Genomic DNA, 14788 nt, shown 5'->3' with positions numbered 1-14788 from the left:
ACGCCGTCTGCGCCGCGGCTGTCCTACATGCTGAGCTTGGCCACCAAGGCCAGCTGGGCCGCGTGCGGCATCTCGTCCTGGGGATGCAACTGCGTATAGGTGCCATCGGGCTGGAGCACCCAGGCCTGGGTGTTGTCGGCCAGGAAATTGGCCAGCGCCTCGTCGTACACCCGCTGGGCCAGCACGCTGTCGAGAATTGGAAAGCAGGTTTCGATCCGTCGCAGCAGATTGCGTTCCATCCAGTCGGCGCTGGCGCAGAAGATCTCCGGCTGGCCGTCATTGGCAAACCAGTACACGCGACTGTGTTCGAGGAACCGGCCGACCACCGAGCGCACGCGGATGTTTTCCGAAACACCGGGCAATTGTGGCCGCAACGCGCAGGCGCCGCGCACGATCAGGTCGATCTGCACGCCTGCACACGAGGCGGCGTAGAGCTGTTCGATCACGCCTGCTTCGTTGAGTGCGTTCATTTTCGCGATGATGCGTGCCGGTTTTCCCGCGCGAGCATGAGCGATCTCACGCTCGATCTTGGTGAGCAGACCCTTGTGCAGGGTGAAGGGCGACTGCATCAGACGCTTGAGCTTGATCACGGTGCCCAGGCCTGACAACTGCTGGAACATCTTGTGGACGTCTTCGCCGATATCCGGGTCGGCGGTCATCAGGCCGAAATCGGTGTAGACCTTGGACGTCATCTGGTGATAGTTGCCAGTAGAAAGGTGTACATAGCGGCGAAGTTTACCTTCCTCGCGGCGTACGATCAGCAGCATCTTGGCGTGGGTCTTGTAGCCGACGACGCCATACACGACCTGCACGCCGGCCTCCTGCAACCGGTTCGCCAAGCGAATATTGGCCTCTTCGTCAAAGCGCGCACGCAGTTCCACCACGACGGTGACGTCCTTGCCATTGCGCGCGGCATCGACCAGATGGCTCACCAGCGGCGAATGGTCGCCGACGCGGTACAGCGTCTGCTTGATGGCCAGTACGTCCGGATCCTGGCTGGCCTGGCGCACCAGTTCGATCACCGCGCCGAAGGATTCGAACGGATGGTGCAGCAGCACGTCCTGCTCGCGCACGGCATCCAGGACCGCCGGCGTGCCCACGAAGGCCGGCGCCACGCGCGGCGTGAATTTCGGGAATTTCAGGTCTGCCCGGTCGACCTGGTCGTAGATGGCAATGATGCGGTTAATGTTGACCGGGCCGGCGCAGCGGTAGATATCCTGGTCGGTCAGCTGGAAGTTCGCCATCAGCATGTCGGTGATGGCCTTCGGGCAGGATTCGGCCACTTCCAGGCGTACCGGATGTGCATAACCGCGGCCGGCCAGCTCGTCCGACAAGGCCGCGGCGAGGTTCTCCACTTCGTCTTCGTCGACGACCAGCTCGCTGTTGCGCGTCACGCGGAACTGGTACGAACCCTCCACGCGCATGCCCGGAAACATCTCGTCGATGAACTGTTGCAGGATGCCGGCCAGGAACACGAAATCGTAGGGCGACTCGGCGACTTCCGCGGGGAGCCGGATGATGCGCGGCAGCGAGCGAGGCGCACGCACCAGCGCCATGTGCCCTTCGCGCCCGAAGGCGTCCTTGCCCTTGAGCACGACGGCAAGGTTGAGGCTCTTGTTGAGGATGCGCGGGAACGGGTGCGCCGGATCCAGTCCCAGCGGCGAGAGCACCGGCAGGATCTCGTTCTGGAAATAGCCCTGCAGCCAGCGTTTCTGCTTGACTGTCCAGCGATCGCGCGTGACGAAGCGGATGCCTTCGATGCCCAGCGCCGGCAGCAGGGTGTCGTTCCAGAAGGCGTACTGGGCGCGGACCAGCTCCAGCGCGCGCGAACGGATGCGCGAGAGCACCTCGGTCGGGCCCAGGCCGTCGGGACCGGGCATCGGCGTGCCCAATGCCAGCTGCTGCCGCAGCACAGCCACCCGAACTTCGAAGAACTCGTCGAGGTTGGTGTTGGAAATGCACAGGAAACGCAGGCGTTCAAGCAGCGGTACGCGCTCGTCATAGGCCTGCGCCAGCACGCGGAAGTTGAACTCCAGCTGCGCCAGCTCGCGATTGAGGTAAAGCGACGGATCCTTCAGGTCGCGCGTCATCGCCGCGTTGAGAAGTGTCATTGGACAAGCTCCTTTTGTTCGGCGAGAGCTTGGGCCGAAAGCGCGACGAACCCCTGGTGTTCCAGCAGAGTCTGCGCCGGCCCGCTCAAGACGTATTGCAAAAACCGCAGGGAGGCCTCGGAAGGGCGACCGTCCGTTCCCCGATTGAAATAGATATAGAGCGGCCGCGCCAGTGGGTAGCGACCGTTTTCGATATTCTCGGGCGTGGGCGCAACAACATTTTTGCCGTCGCGCAGCGGCAACACCTTTACCAAAGCGTTGACGTGGCCGACGCCAGCATGTCCGATGGCGTGCGGCTGCTGCGCCACCGCCGCGACGATCGCACCGGCTCCGGCAAGCTGGACCACATCATCCCGATAAACCCCTTCACAGAGCGCTACATCCCGGAAGAACTCAAAGGTGCCGGATGCCGTATTGCGCCCGATCCGCAGAATCGGACGATTGATCAGCGCTGGCGCGGCGACTGCCAGATCGCTCCACGCGGCAATGGGCGAGCCGCGTCCACATCGCCGTGTCTGCGACCACACCGCGTCCACATCCTGCAACGACAGCGAACCGATCGGGTTATCCGGATGCACGAATATGGCGATTGCGTCCAGGCCGATCTGGATGCGGCCGGGGGCGTGTCCACGATAGCGGCGATAGCTCGCTTCTTCGGCTTCCGTCATCGCTCGGCTCATCGGGCCGAGCTCGGCTGAGCCGACGGCAAGCGCCGTTGGTGCACCGGCTGAACCCGGCGTCTGGATCTGGATCCGCACCTGCGGATTCGCTGCCTGGAAGGCGTCCACCCAGGCCAGCATCAGGTCGCCCAAGGTGTCCGAGCCGACGCTTACCAGGTTGACTGGCGCCGCACCGGGGGCTGCTGCCGCAGCGGTCATCAGAACGCCGAGCGCGATGCGCCGCCACATTCCGATGATGCCGCGCGGTTTCATGCTTCGTCGCCGATAGCGGCCGGCTCTAGCGCACGTTCGACGCCAAATACGCAAGAGAACGTACTGCCCACGCCCACTTCGCTGTCGATGGTCAACCGGGCCTGGTGCAGCTGGAGAACGTGCTTGACGATGGAAAGCCCGAGCCCCGTTCCGCCGCTGTCGCGCGATCGGCTCGTGGATACGCGGTAGAAGCGTTCCGTGATACGCGGCAGGTGAGCCGGCGCGATTCCCTGGCCGGTGTCACTGACCGCAAATACAGGCTCGTGCCCGCGCGCCAGCCACTGAATGCGGATCTGACCACCGGCCGGCGTATAGCGCACGGCATTGGTGACGAGATTTGAAAAGGCGCTGTGCAGCTCCTTGGTCGAGCCCAGCACGTCGACATCTGTCGACGACTCGACCGTCACGGTGTGGCGCCCCTGGCTCAATGCATCGGCTTCGCGCTTGAGAGTGCGCAGCATCGCGCCCATGGCCACGCGTTCCTGCGGCAGGCTGTCCTGCGCCTCCAGCCGCGACAGCGTGAGCAGGTCTTCCACGATCTGCGTCATCCGGCGCGATTGGCCGCGCAGTTCGGCCAGGATCGGCTCGAGTTCCGGCAACTGGTCGGGTTCGATCAGATCCAGGTAGCCGTGCACCACGGTCAACGGCGTGCGCAGTTCGTGCGACACGTTGGCCACGAAATCGCGACGGACCTGCTCCAGTTGCATCAATTTCGACATATCCCGGGCGACCAGCAGCCGCTGGCCTTCGGCATACGGTATCAGGCGCAGCCCCAGGCGGATCGCATCGTCCGTGGGCGCGGGGATGTCCAGCAGGTTCTCGCTACCGTCGGTGTCCAGCCACGCCGTGACGCGCGGGGAGCGGACCAGATTCGAGAAATGACCGCCCACATCGTGTGGATAGCTCAGCCCGAGCAGGCGCGTGGCCGCCGTGTTGAACCACAGGATGGCGCCATCGTCGGCGAGAACAACCGTGGCGTCGGGCAGGGCAGCGGCCGTGGTACGGAAGGCGCGCAGCAGGCGCAGCAGGCGGCGTTTGCGCGCGATCTCGGAACGTTGCCGTCGTGCCAGCAGGCGATAGGTCGCGCCCCAGATGCCATCGTCATCGACCGGGGCGCGTCGCGACCGGCCGGCGAGCCAGCGGTACAGCTGGCGCATGCGCCACAGACCGTAGGCGAGCACGGCGACACTGGCGGCGAAGAGCGTCAGGCCAATGGCGTCAAGCAGGATGCCGATGACCAGAGCCACGACAAACAGGCATGCGATGCGCCACAGGCTGATCTGCCACGCGCGGTCGAATGCGCCCGTCATGACGGTGATCCATTCGTGGGGGCTCGCGTGAGGAGCGGTGGCGTCCGGCTAGCGGCATTCATGCGGGCGGCAGGCGATTCAGGGCGTCACCGAGAAACGATAGCCGGCGCCGCGCACCGTCTGCACCAGGTTTTCCAGCTTGTAGGGTTCGAGCGTCTTGCGCAGGCGACGGATATGGACGTCGACCGTCCGCTCTTCGACATAGACACTGCCACCCCACACCTGGTCAAGCAGCTGGCTGCGCGAATAGACGCGCTCCGGATGTGTCATGAAGAAATGCAGAAGCCGGTATTCCGTCGGACCGATCTGTACGGTCTGGTCGCCGGCGTAGACGCGATGGGCCGCGCCGTCGATCCGCAGGCCACCCTGCTCGACGACGCCGTCGCCCTCGTCGCCGTGGGTGCGGCGCATGACCGCCTTGATCCGGGCGATCAGCTCGCGTGCCGAAAACGGCTTGACGACATAATCGTCGACGCCGGCGTCCAGGCCGTTCACGCGGTCGGTTTCCTCGCCGCGTGCGGTCAGCATGATGATGGGGACTTCGCGCGTGAGGTCTTCCTTGCGCAGGCGCCGGGCATACTCCAGGCCGCTCATGCCGGGAAGCATCCAGTCCAGGAGAATCATGTCCGGCACGCGTTCGGCGATGGCGGACTGGGCAATTCGCGCGTCGGCGGCATGGATCGGGTCCATACCCGCCTTGCGCAGGGCGAAGGCGACCATGTCGCGGATGGCGGTTTCGTCTTCGACGATCAGTATGCGTTTCTGCACGGTTGCGGGCCGGTTGCGCCGCGGCGCGACGCTTTCGTTACAGCCGCATTATTGCAATGCAGGATTGTTACGCCGGGATGACATGGCGGCGCAAGTCGAGGTGTCTTCGCAGGAAAAAGCGGGCGCCAGGCGCCCTTGATCCTGCGGTTTGATCCCCCGGCGGCGCAGTTCGAGCACGTAGGGTGTCACTTCCGTGATACGTGCCTCGATCCGGGAGCGCTGGTAATAGTCGAGGTCGCGCCGGGTCGACAGCGCCTTGAGCTGGTTGAGCGCGTCTTCCAGCCGCCCGTTCAGCAGGGCGACATCGGCGTAGGCCTCGGCGGCGCGGATCTTGTCGCCGGAAAGTTCCGACGCTCTGGCGAAGACGCGATAGATCTCAGGATCGTCGATTTCTTCCGCCATCATCGGGCGCAGCAGATCCTGGGCGCGCCGGGCGCTGGCGACTTTGCCGTCCTCAATCAGGGTCTGTGCGAACGACAGGTTGATTGTCGCGTTGTCCGGCGAATTGGCCAGCAGGCGCTCGTAGCGGTTGAGCGCATCGGTGCGATCGCCGGTCCGGGCCTCGGCCTGTGCCAGGGCCAGCTGGAACGGCAGGACGCTGGAATGGCCCGCCACGAGCCCGGTCAGGATGGCGCGCGCCTCACCTGGCTGGCCCGCACGGAGCAGGGCCAATGCGTGGCCGTAGCGATTCGCGACGGTGTCGAAATCGGCCTGGTCTTTGCGGTTGGTGGCGTAATAGGCCGCCAGTGCCGTCGGCTGGTCCGAAGCCAGGACGCGGGCGCGTTCGCGCAGGATCAGGAAGTACGCATGCCGCTCGGCGGCGTCCGCTGCGCGGCGTTTCGGACCGGGCGCCAGGGGCGTCAGGGTATCGTCATCGGCCGGCCCGTTCAGGCTGGGCAGGCCGGACAGCCGCGGTGTTGCGACTGCCGCAATCTCCTCGCTGGCCATCGAGGCCGCGCGCGCCTTGGCGTCGCTGATGCGATCGGTGTTGACCGGATGCGTGCGCAGCAGATCGGGAATATGGCCGCCACCGCCCGGGCGCAGGGTGCGTTCCATACGGGCAAAGAAGCTGGCCATGGCGTCCGGGTCGAACTGCGAGCGGGCCAGCGTCTGGATGCCGACGCGATCGGCCTCGATTTCATCCTTGCGCGTGAAATTGATCTGGCGCTGCTGCATCAGCGACGTGCCCGTGACGATGGCGGCCTGGGCCGCGTCGCCGCTGCTGCCCTGGGAGGCGATCAAAGCCCCCAGGATTGCCAGCGCGATCGGCAGGGAGGTCTTCTGGGAATCTTCAAACGCGCGCAGCAGGTGGTTCTGGGTGACGTGGGCGATTTCGTGCGCCAGTACGGCGGCCACTTCGCTTTCCGTCGTGGCCGTGGTGATCAGGCCGGCATTCACACCGATGAAGCCGCCGGGAGCGGCAAACGCATTGATCGCGCCATCGCGCACCACGAAAAAGGTGTAGCCGTGGTCGGGCTTGTCGCTGTGGGCCACCAGACGGAATCCCAAGTCATTGATATAGCTTGAAAGAAGAGGATCATCGAGGACAAGATCCATCGACCGGAGCTCATGCAGCATGCTGGCGCCATAGGCGCGTTCCTGCTGCGGTGAGAGAATTTCCGCGGCCGAACTTCCGATGTCGGGCAATCGGACCCCATTTTCCCGGGACGAGGCCACGGTAGAGCCGAAGGCCAGAAGGAAGGCGAGCCAATAGCGTGGAGACATGGGAACACGGGCAGTTCGGATGGCAGTGCGACACCTTAACTCACCCCAGGTTCCCGGGCCACGCCCGGCGTGGGCCTGTTTAGCGACGGTTTCGCTCGACGCCGGTGCCGCGTCGGTTGCTGCGTTCGCGGCGCGGGGCCTAGGTATGGCGAGATGGCATATGGGAGCACCAGGTAATGGTAAAAGTTGAAATATATACGACAGCGATCTGCCCGTATTGCGTGGCAGCGAAGAACGTCCTGAAGATGAAGGGACTCAGTTACGAAGAAATGCGCATCGACACCGATCCGGCGCGGCGCGACGAAATGCTCACGCGCGCGGCAGGGCGACGGACAGTGCCGCAGATTTTCATCAACGGAACCCACGTCGGCGGCTACGACGACCTCGTTGCCGCCGATCGCAGCGGCAAGCTCGCCGAAATTGTCGGAGAAACCTCGTGACGGATGACCGCGTCAAGCAATTCACCGAATTCCGCAAACGGATGAACGAGCGCATCCTGGCGCAGGACAACCAGGTCGTACGCCGCTTCTTCGCACTGGATACACAGACCTACAAGGAAGGTGCTCTCGACCTGAAGACCAAGGAGATGCTGGGTCTGGTCGCATCGATGGTGCTGCGCTGCGACGATTGCATCAGCTACCACGTGGCGCAGTGCCGGGAAGCTGGCGTAAACCGCGATGAATTCTTCGAAGTGTTCAGCGTCGGGCTGGTGGTAGGCGGTTCGATCGTGATTCCCCACCTGCGTCGTGCGGTGGATTTCCTGGACCAGCTCGAAGGCGGCGGCGAGACGGCGGCGACTCAGGACTGATCCCGCGCAGGACTGGCAACGTCGCGCCTGGACGCGGCGTTGTGCGAGGGTCAGCGACGATCGATGCGGATCAGCTGGACGGCGGTGTCGGTCGCGTTGCGACCATCCAGCCGGTTGACGCCGACGGAATCGAAATCGGCGACGAGGACGCCCGTCGCGTCCATCAATCGGCACGCCACCGGCGGCAGCTGTGGCGAGCGCTGGTCGCGCCGGCATTGCAGTACCAGCCCGTGGTCGCCGATCAGGCGGAACTGCAGCGCATCCCGCATGCCGGACACCTGCAACGTCACCCGCTCGGCCGACCGTGGATTGCCCGGTTGCGCGCCCAGAAGGATCCATTCACCCTGCCAACTGGTCGCCTCGGTGCCGGTCGTGAAGGGCAGATGGACCAGCGACAGCGGCCGCAGATCCAGGCGCGGCTGGTGCTCGCCGTCGACGTACTGCCCCAGCCACACGCTGGCGCGGGCATTGCTCACGAACTCCAGGTGCATGACCAGCGAGTCGGCTGGCCTCGGCTTGCCCTCGCCGTAGGCCAGCACCGGACTGCCGCCGCGCGTGGCCACCAGGTCGATCTCGGCGCTGGTGCCATTGAGCGTCCCGGTGCCGAAATACCACGCCTGGTCACCGCTGGGCGCATAGCCCAGCAGCGACACGGCGACGGTGTTGCCTTGCACTTCTACGGCGAAGCTCATGCCGGCGACGTCGCTGCCGGTGCCAGCCGATTCCGGCCACCAGAAACCTGGGCCCGGATTGGCGACGACCGACGAGGTGCCGAGCTGGACAATCCGGAATGCGCGCAACTCGTCCGTCGTCTGCGGGTAGTTCGCCGCCAGCACGCTCACGTGATAGGCGCCCGGTGCCAGGCTCTGCCCCAGGGCGGCGACGGGATCAACCGTCAGCTCGAACGGCATGGGCATCTGCGTGCACAGCCGTTTGCGCGACTGGAGCCGGATACTCAGCTCCGGTCCTTCGAGGGACACGTCGCGGAGGCTGGGCAGGCAGGGTGTCGGCCACATGCCCTTGAGACGCAACTGCGGGCCATTGGCGCCGCCATCCACCGCTTCGATCAGGATCTCCGGGCTTCGGCTGTTAGGTGACAACACCGGCTCAATGCCGGACGCGGTCGCCGCACACAGCGGGGCGGCCAGCAGCAGAAGCAGCCGGAAGCCAAGGGGAAACGCCTGCTGTGGGTACCAAAGTCGCATCGGCCTGCGGTTGTGGGGGCTGGGCTATATGACCGATAATGCTAAGTTTCCTGCCTTATGGGCAAGTTTCGGCAGTCTGGAGTTCCCCAATGAGCAAGACAATTGCCGTCATCCGTGGCGACGGAATCGGCCCGGAGATCATGAACGCAACGCTGCGCGTGCTGGACGAACTCAAGGCTGGACTCAGCTACGAATTCGTCGAAGCCGGCCTGATTGCCCAGGAGCAGCAGGGTGAACTGTTGCCGAAGGCGACGATGGAAGCCATCGCCCGCCATCGCGTGGCCCTCAAGGGGCCGCTGACCACGCCGATCGGAGGGGGATTCTCGTCGCTCAACGTCGAGCTGCGCAAGCGTTTTGACCTGTACGCGAACGTACGCCCGGCCATCACCATCCCCGGCACCAAGGCGCGCTACGAAGACATCGACCTGATCACCGTGCGCGAGAACACCGAAGGCGCCTACGGGTCCGATGGCCAGGTGCTCTCCGAAGACGGCGACACCGCCCTGTCGCAGATCAAGGTCACCCGCCGCGGTTCCGAGCGCATCGTGCGCTACGCCTTCGAGCTGGCCCGCCGCCAGGGTCGCAAGAAAGTGACGGTGGTGCACAAGGCCAACATCATGAAGACCACCTCGGGCCTGTTCCTGAAGGTGGCGCGCGAAGTGGCTGCGCAGTTCCCGGAAATCCAGTGCAACGAAATGATCGTCGACAACTGCTGCATGCAGCTGGTGATGAATCCGCACCAGTTCGACGTCATCGTCACCACCAATCTTTTCGGTGACATCCTCTCCGACCTGTGCGCCGGTCTCGTCGGCGGCCTGGGCCTCGCCCCCGGCGCGAATATCGGCACCGAAGCTGCCATCTTCGAAGCTGTCCACGGCTCTGCTCCCGACATCGCCGGCAAGGGTATCGCCAACCCCTGCGCACTGCTTCTCGCCGCCTGCCAGATGCTCGGCCACATCGGCCTGGAAGAACAGGCCCAGCGCGTCCGAACGGCCATCCGTACGGTTGTCGCGAAGAAAGACCGCGTCACGCCTGATCTGGGTGGCACCGGAACGACCGACAGTTTTGCCGATGCACTGATCGACGCGCTGCGTGCCTGATCGGTAACGGCAGCAATAGAAAAAACACGGCGCCGATGGCGCCGTTTTTTTTTCTGCGTTTGTAGAGGTAGCGGCAGGAGTCGCAGGCGTTTGGTCCACGCCCATTTCGGCCCGGGCCCGGGCAAAGCTGGAAAATTCCGAGCGAGAACTGGGGCGTGCTACGACGGATCTCCTCGACTCATTGCGAAGTGGCAGAGGGATCGATGAGTCCTGTGGCGAAGTCGAGAGGCTTTTGATTGACGCGTGTAGCGAGCTGGCTGGCGCTTCGCCGCCTTGCGCGAGGACTTGCGTTTGAGTGCGTGACTCCATTGCGCTAGCGTCAGCGCGTTAATCCCGTGCTTCTAGCCGTACTGCTCCTGCGTCAGACCGCTCGATCGCCAGCCGTCGGCGTAACGCTGCCAGAACTCCGCTTTTGTCAATCGCATGCTTGCCGCTCCTGAAAATTGAGCGGCAAGCATCGATCAGTGGATCAGGCTGGGGAATGTGGCGGGGCCGGACGGTACGCTGTTCAGGCGTGTTTGGCACTGCCGCACGGCAGCCCGGATGGCGGGTAAGCTAAGGGCCGCTTCGCGAGCGCGAGGAATGGGCTCTGAAAGCCCTGAGATCCGACGCCATCGCTTTGCTGGTGAAGTACAGCCTTGCAGCGGTGTCGCTGGCCGAGAGGGAGGGTCTGCTGCAAGGCGGGTGGACGATTGACGACGCTGATGACGAGTATCATCAGCTGGCTGATGAGCCTCGGGGTGAGCTGGCACCGCGAGAGCCAGGGATCCTGATCGGCTCGGAAGGGCCTGGGGTCCGAACTACCGGCTGGCGAGCGATGGAAAGACGCTGGTTAGCAGCGACGGATTGAGGACATTGCGTCCACCTTCACCGAAGCGTAGCCCCTTTGCCACTACAGGCGTGCAAGCAAACTTTGAGAGGCTTGAGATGGTCCGAGGTCTGCCGAAAGTTGTTGGCGACGGTCACCTGAATATCGTGCCATGAGAGCAATTCTGAAAGAGATCTATTCAATTGAGACCGAAGTCCCGCTCCAGGACTATTGGCCTGGTGATCCGAGCAACTTCGCGCTTTCTGTTCGGCTCCTGGTTGGCCCGGAGGGCGAGGAGGCTGCCGAGTCATTTGATGTTCTGGTTTGTACGCCTGACTGGATAAAGCACCAATACAGCGCAGAGCGGGCTGTATGGGGTCGACATATGCTCATTGTGCTGGAATTTGATTTTGCGTTGATTGAACGTAAGCGTTAAGGAAAGTCTGAACAAGCCTCGAAAACTGCTTGTCTGAAGACTCGGTCGCATGCCGGTGGTGATGAAAATCGGTTCAGAGCGAACGAGATTGCTTTGCAAAGGCTGCAAATAGCAGCCTTTTTAACGCGCTATGCCACCTTCGGACGCAACTCGCCCGTCATCGCCAGCAATCGCTTTCGCGCCATCCACAGATTCGATAGCGCGAACAGCGTCAGGATCTGCGCCGTGTTCTTCGCCAGTCCCTTGAAGCGCACCTTCACGTAGCCGAACTGACGCTTCACGACACGGAACGGGTGCTCCACGCGCGCGCGAATACTCGCCTTGCGCTTCTCCGCTTTCTCGATCGCACGCTTCTGGCGTCCTTCCGGCATTGCCTTCACGCTGCTGCGTCGACGAGCAATCTGCCAGTCCAATCCTCGGCGCGACGAATGCTTGTCCGCGCCCGTGTAACCGGCATCGGCATAGACCACGCTTTCCTTGCCGTGCAGCAGATACTCCGCTTCATTCACATCCGCTTCGTTCGCTGCGGTTGTCGTCACCGTGTGCACCAGTCCGGAGTCGACATCCACGCCAATGTGCGCCTTCATGCCGAAGAACCACTCATTCCCCTTCTTCGTCTGATGCATCTCCGGTTCACCTCCGGCGTTCTTCGTCGAGCTCGGTGCTGCGATGATCGTGGCGTCCACCATCGTTCCGCGCTTGAGCATCAGCCCTTTGCGCGACAGATAGCCGTTCACTCGAGCCAGAATATCGGCACCCAGCTCGTAGGTTTCCAGCAACCTCCGGAAATTGAGAATCGTCGTCTCGTCCGGGATCGGCTTCGTCAACGATAGGCTCGCGAACTGGCGCATCGACGCGATCTCGTACAGCGCTTCTTCCATCGCCGGGTCGCTCAGCCCGAACCAGTTCTGCATCAGATGAATCTTCAGCATCACCTTCAGCGGATACGGTCGCCGCCCATTGCCAGCCTTCGGATACACCGGCTCGATCAAGTTCAGCAGGATCGTCCAGGGAATAACCTGCTCCATCTCTGCCAGAAACACCTCGCGGCGGGTCCGTTTGCGCTTGCTCGCATACTCGGAGTCGCCGAAGCTCATCTGGTCCATGCGCGTGCCTTTGTGTGGGAGGGTACTATCTCAACACAATCGGGTCGGACTTGTTCAGACCTTCCTTAACTCCCCGGCGTCCTTCCCCTCTCGCGCGAAGCCCCGAAAATGGGCGCCGACACGACGGGTGTCGAGACGAGTGGAGATGAGGTATGGCGAGCAAGGCGGCAGGTATTCGGATTCGACGCAGCGAATCGCAGTGGCGAGAGGTGTTGTCGCGATTGGAGCGCAGCGATCTTTCGGTCGCGGCGTTCTGCGAGCGCGAAGGGATCAGTGCGGCCAGTGTGTATCGGTGGCGTGGCTTGCTGGTCGATTCGCGTTTGGCGCCGGCGGCTTCATCGCGTAAGTCGCCTTTCGTGGATTTGGGTGTGGTAGGTGCCAGTGCCGCATCGTCGCCGATTTCGGGAGCGAGTCTTCGCACGGAGATCCGGCTGGATCTGGGCGGTGGCCTGGTGATTCACGTGGTGCGCGGCTGATGTTCTTTCCGGAAGGCCAGATCCGCGTGCAGCTGTATGGCCATCCGGCGGACATGCGCAAGTCGTTCGACGGATTGAGCGCTTTGGTGCGTTCCGATCTGCGCTGTGATCCGCTGAGCGGACAGCTGTTCGTCTTCGTGAACCGGCGTGGTACGCAGACGAAAGTGCTGTACTTCGACCGCAGCGGTTGGTGCGTGTGGAGCAAGCGGTTGGAGCGCGGTTGTTTCATCCGTGATTGGCGCAAGGTGCGATCGCGCGAGATGGACTGGACGGCGTTGAAGCTGTTGCTTGAAGGGATCGATGTAGCGAATACGTCTAGGCGCAAACGCTACGTTTTGCAGCGCGGGAATGCCGATACATCGTGTACACAATCGCGTACGCTATGACCATGAAACGTCCTTCGCCAGCAGCGACATTGACACTGTCTGAAGCGGCTCAAATGAGCCCGCAGCAGGTGGTCGATCTGGCTGGCACACTGACGAATCGGATCGACACGCTGGCGAACGAATTGGACTGGCTCAAGCGCCAGATATTTGGCCAGAAAAGTGAGCGCCGTTTGATCGACAACCCGGCGCAGATGGCGCTTGATGCGATGCTGATCGATCCGGCAAAGATTGCGTCATTGCCGGCGTCGTCACAGGTTGTGCCTGCCCATGTTCGGAGCAAACCGCGTACCGATGCGGCGCAGAGCGAGAGCGTACCGTTCTTCGACGAATCACGTGTACCGATGTATACGGTGGTCGTCACCACACCGCGGATGGATGCGCTCGCGCCGGATGCGTATGAGCACATCGGCGACAAAGAGAGCTTCCGGGTGGCGCAGCAGCCGGCCAGCTTTGTGGTGATCAAATACGTGCGGCCGGTGTACAAGCAACGCGATACGGGTGAACTGTTGTGCGCGCCCGCGCCTTCCGGCGTGCTCGAGGGCAGCCGCGCCGATGTGAGCTTTTGCGCGGGCCTCTTGGTCAACAAATTCCGCTACCACCTGCCGTTCTATCGCCAACACCAGCAACTGGGCGATGCCGGCATTACCGTGAGCCGCCCTTGGCTCAACCAGCTCAGTCAGCAGATCTGTGCGTTGCTGTATCCGATCTATGAGGCGCAGCTGACCTCGATCCGCGACAGTCGCGTGATCGCGATGGACGAGACGCCGATCAAGGCCGGACAGGCCGGCAAGGGCAAGATGAAAACCGGCTACTTCTGGCCGGTATACGGCGACAAGGACGAGGTGTGCTTCCCATTCGCCACTACACGAGCGCACACCGTGGTCGCCCAAACGCTGGGTCTGCATCAGCGCGACAACGCCGTGCTGGTGTCCGACGGCTACGCCGCCTATGCGCGCTACGCGCAGCAAACCGGCGTCACGCATGCCCAATGCTGGGCGCACTGCCGTCGTGAGTTCTTTGACGCGCAGAGCAGCGACCCCGAGGGCACCGCACAAGCGCTGGAGCTGATCGGCGCGCTCTACGAAATCGAGCAAGACATACGCGATCGAAATCTTGCCGCCGAAGACAAACAGAACTTCCGCGCCACGCACAGCAAACCCCGGATCGAGTGGTTCTTTGACTGGGTCGAACAACAACGACGACGACCAGACCTATTACCCAGCAATCCCTTCACCAAGGCACTCAGTTATGCCTGGGAACGGCGTGTCGCGCTGTCGGTCTACCTGACCGATCCCGATGTACCGATCGACACCAATCATCTCGAACGCAGCTTGCGGCCCATCCCCATGGGACGCCGCAATTGGCTCTTCTGTTGGACAGAGCTGGGCGCCAAGCACGTCGGCATCGTGCAGAGCCTGATCGTTACCTGCCAGCTACACGGCATCGATCCTTACACCTACCTCGTCGACGTCCTACAGCGCGTCGGCCAACATCCCGCTTCACGCGTTCATGAGCTCACGCCCAGACTTTGGAAACAGCACTTCGCTGACGCCCCGCTTCGATCCATCCTCTACACGCTGCAGCGGGAAGGTGGCAAGTACGTCCGGTAGTTAACGG

General features: G+C 63.0%; 14 protein-coding genes. 7 read left to right on the top strand and 7 right to left on the bottom strand.

Annotation, left to right across the window (positions count from 1 at the left end; all coding sequences use genetic code 11):
* Positions 1-23: 23 nt before the first annotated feature.
* The 5 genes from ppk1 to N4264_RS19585 form a co-directional block, all read right to left on the bottom strand.
* Complete coding sequence (gene ppk1, locus N4264_RS19605; protein WP_261693920.1) at positions 24-2111, bottom strand: polyphosphate kinase 1; 2088 nt, start codon at positions 2109-2111, stop codon at positions 24-26.
* Complete coding sequence (locus N4264_RS19600; RefSeq protein WP_261693919.1) at positions 2108-3043, bottom strand: phosphate ABC transporter substrate-binding protein; 936 nt, start codon at positions 3041-3043, stop codon at positions 2108-2110. The genes ppk1 and N4264_RS19600 overlap by 4 nt, the downstream gene beginning before the upstream one ends.
* Positions 3040-4353 carry a phosphate regulon sensor histidine kinase PhoR gene (gene phoR / locus N4264_RS19595; protein ID WP_261693918.1) on the bottom strand — a complete coding sequence of 438 codons (1314 nt, stop codon included), beginning with the start codon at positions 4351-4353 and terminating at the stop codon, positions 3040-3042. Before phoR ends, N4264_RS19600 begins: the two co-directional genes overlap by 4 nt.
* 78 nt (positions 4354-4431) lie before the next feature.
* Positions 4432-5121 (bottom strand): phosphate regulon transcriptional regulator PhoB, encoded by a 690-nt coding sequence (gene phoB / locus N4264_RS19590; RefSeq protein WP_261693917.1) that lies wholly within the window; start codon positions 5119-5121, stop codon positions 4432-4434.
* Between the two features lie 48 nt (positions 5122-5169).
* Positions 5170-6846, bottom strand: coding sequence for a M48 family metalloprotease (locus tag N4264_RS19585; RefSeq protein WP_261693916.1), 1677 nt, complete (start codon positions 6844-6846; stop codon positions 5170-5172).
* A gap of 176 nt (positions 6847-7022) precedes the next feature.
* On the opposite strand from N4264_RS19585, the gene grxC reads away from it, so the two are divergent.
* Positions 7023-7286, top strand: coding sequence for a glutaredoxin 3 (grxC, locus tag N4264_RS19580; protein WP_261693915.1), 264 nt, complete (start codon positions 7023-7025; stop codon positions 7284-7286).
* A 41-nt stretch (positions 7287-7327) separates the two neighbouring features.
* Entirely contained in the window at positions 7328-7654 is a 327-nt protein-coding gene (locus N4264_RS19575) for a carboxymuconolactone decarboxylase family protein (protein ID WP_261697661.1), read from the top strand.
* Between the two features lie 50 nt (positions 7655-7704).
* Here the strand turns inward: N4264_RS19575 and N4264_RS19570 are convergent, their stop codons facing one another.
* Positions 7705-8859 carry a hypothetical protein gene (locus N4264_RS19570; protein ID WP_261693914.1) on the bottom strand — a complete coding sequence of 385 codons (1155 nt, stop codon included), beginning with the start codon at positions 8857-8859 and terminating at the stop codon, positions 7705-7707.
* A gap of 89 nt (positions 8860-8948) precedes the next feature.
* Between N4264_RS19570 and N4264_RS19565 the strand changes: the two genes are divergently transcribed.
* Together N4264_RS19565 and N4264_RS19560 are read left to right on the top strand one after the other, a co-directional pair.
* Complete coding sequence (locus tag N4264_RS19565; RefSeq protein WP_261693913.1) at positions 8949-9959, top strand: isocitrate dehydrogenase; 1011 nt, start codon at positions 8949-8951, stop codon at positions 9957-9959.
* Positions 9960-10939: 980 nt separating this feature from the next.
* Positions 10940-11203, top strand: coding sequence for an Imm8 family immunity protein (locus N4264_RS19560; protein WP_261693912.1), 264 nt, complete (start codon positions 10940-10942; stop codon positions 11201-11203).
* A gap of 128 nt (positions 11204-11331) precedes the next feature.
* Here the strand turns inward: N4264_RS19560 and N4264_RS19555 are convergent, their stop codons facing one another.
* Entirely contained in the window at positions 11332-12309 is a 978-nt protein-coding gene (locus N4264_RS19555) for an IS5 family transposase (protein ID WP_261693911.1), read from the bottom strand.
* A 152-nt stretch (positions 12310-12461) separates the two neighbouring features.
* Between N4264_RS19555 and tnpA the strand changes: the two genes are divergently transcribed.
* Genes tnpA through tnpC form a run of 3 tightly spaced genes read left to right on the top strand, consistent with a single transcriptional unit; the run spans position 12462 to position 14781 of the window.
* Complete coding sequence (gene tnpA, locus N4264_RS19550; RefSeq protein ID WP_261692850.1) at positions 12462-12785, top strand: IS66 family insertion sequence element accessory protein TnpA; 324 nt, start codon at positions 12462-12464, stop codon at positions 12783-12785.
* The gene (tnpB, locus tag N4264_RS19545; RefSeq protein ID WP_261692849.1) at positions 12785-13171 is read left to right on the top strand and encodes an IS66 family insertion sequence element accessory protein TnpB; all 387 of its coding nucleotides are present in this window, start codon (positions 12785-12787) and stop codon (positions 13169-13171) included. The genes tnpA and tnpB overlap by 1 nt, the downstream gene beginning before the upstream one ends.
* A gap of 2 nt (positions 13172-13173) precedes the next feature.
* Positions 13174-14781: an IS66 family transposase gene (gene tnpC / locus N4264_RS19540; RefSeq protein WP_261692848.1), complete on the top strand. Its 1608-nt coding sequence runs from the start codon at positions 13174-13176 to the stop codon at positions 14779-14781.
* The last annotated feature ends 7 nt before the right edge of the window (positions 14782-14788 follow it).

It is taken from the genome of Tahibacter amnicola (assembly GCF_025398735.1).
In the GTDB taxonomy this organism is placed as follows: Bacteria; Pseudomonadota; Gammaproteobacteria; order Xanthomonadales; family Rhodanobacteraceae; genus Tahibacter; species Tahibacter amnicola.
Note: the sequence above shows the minus strand (reverse complement) of the source record. Positions and strands in the feature narration are given on the sequence as shown.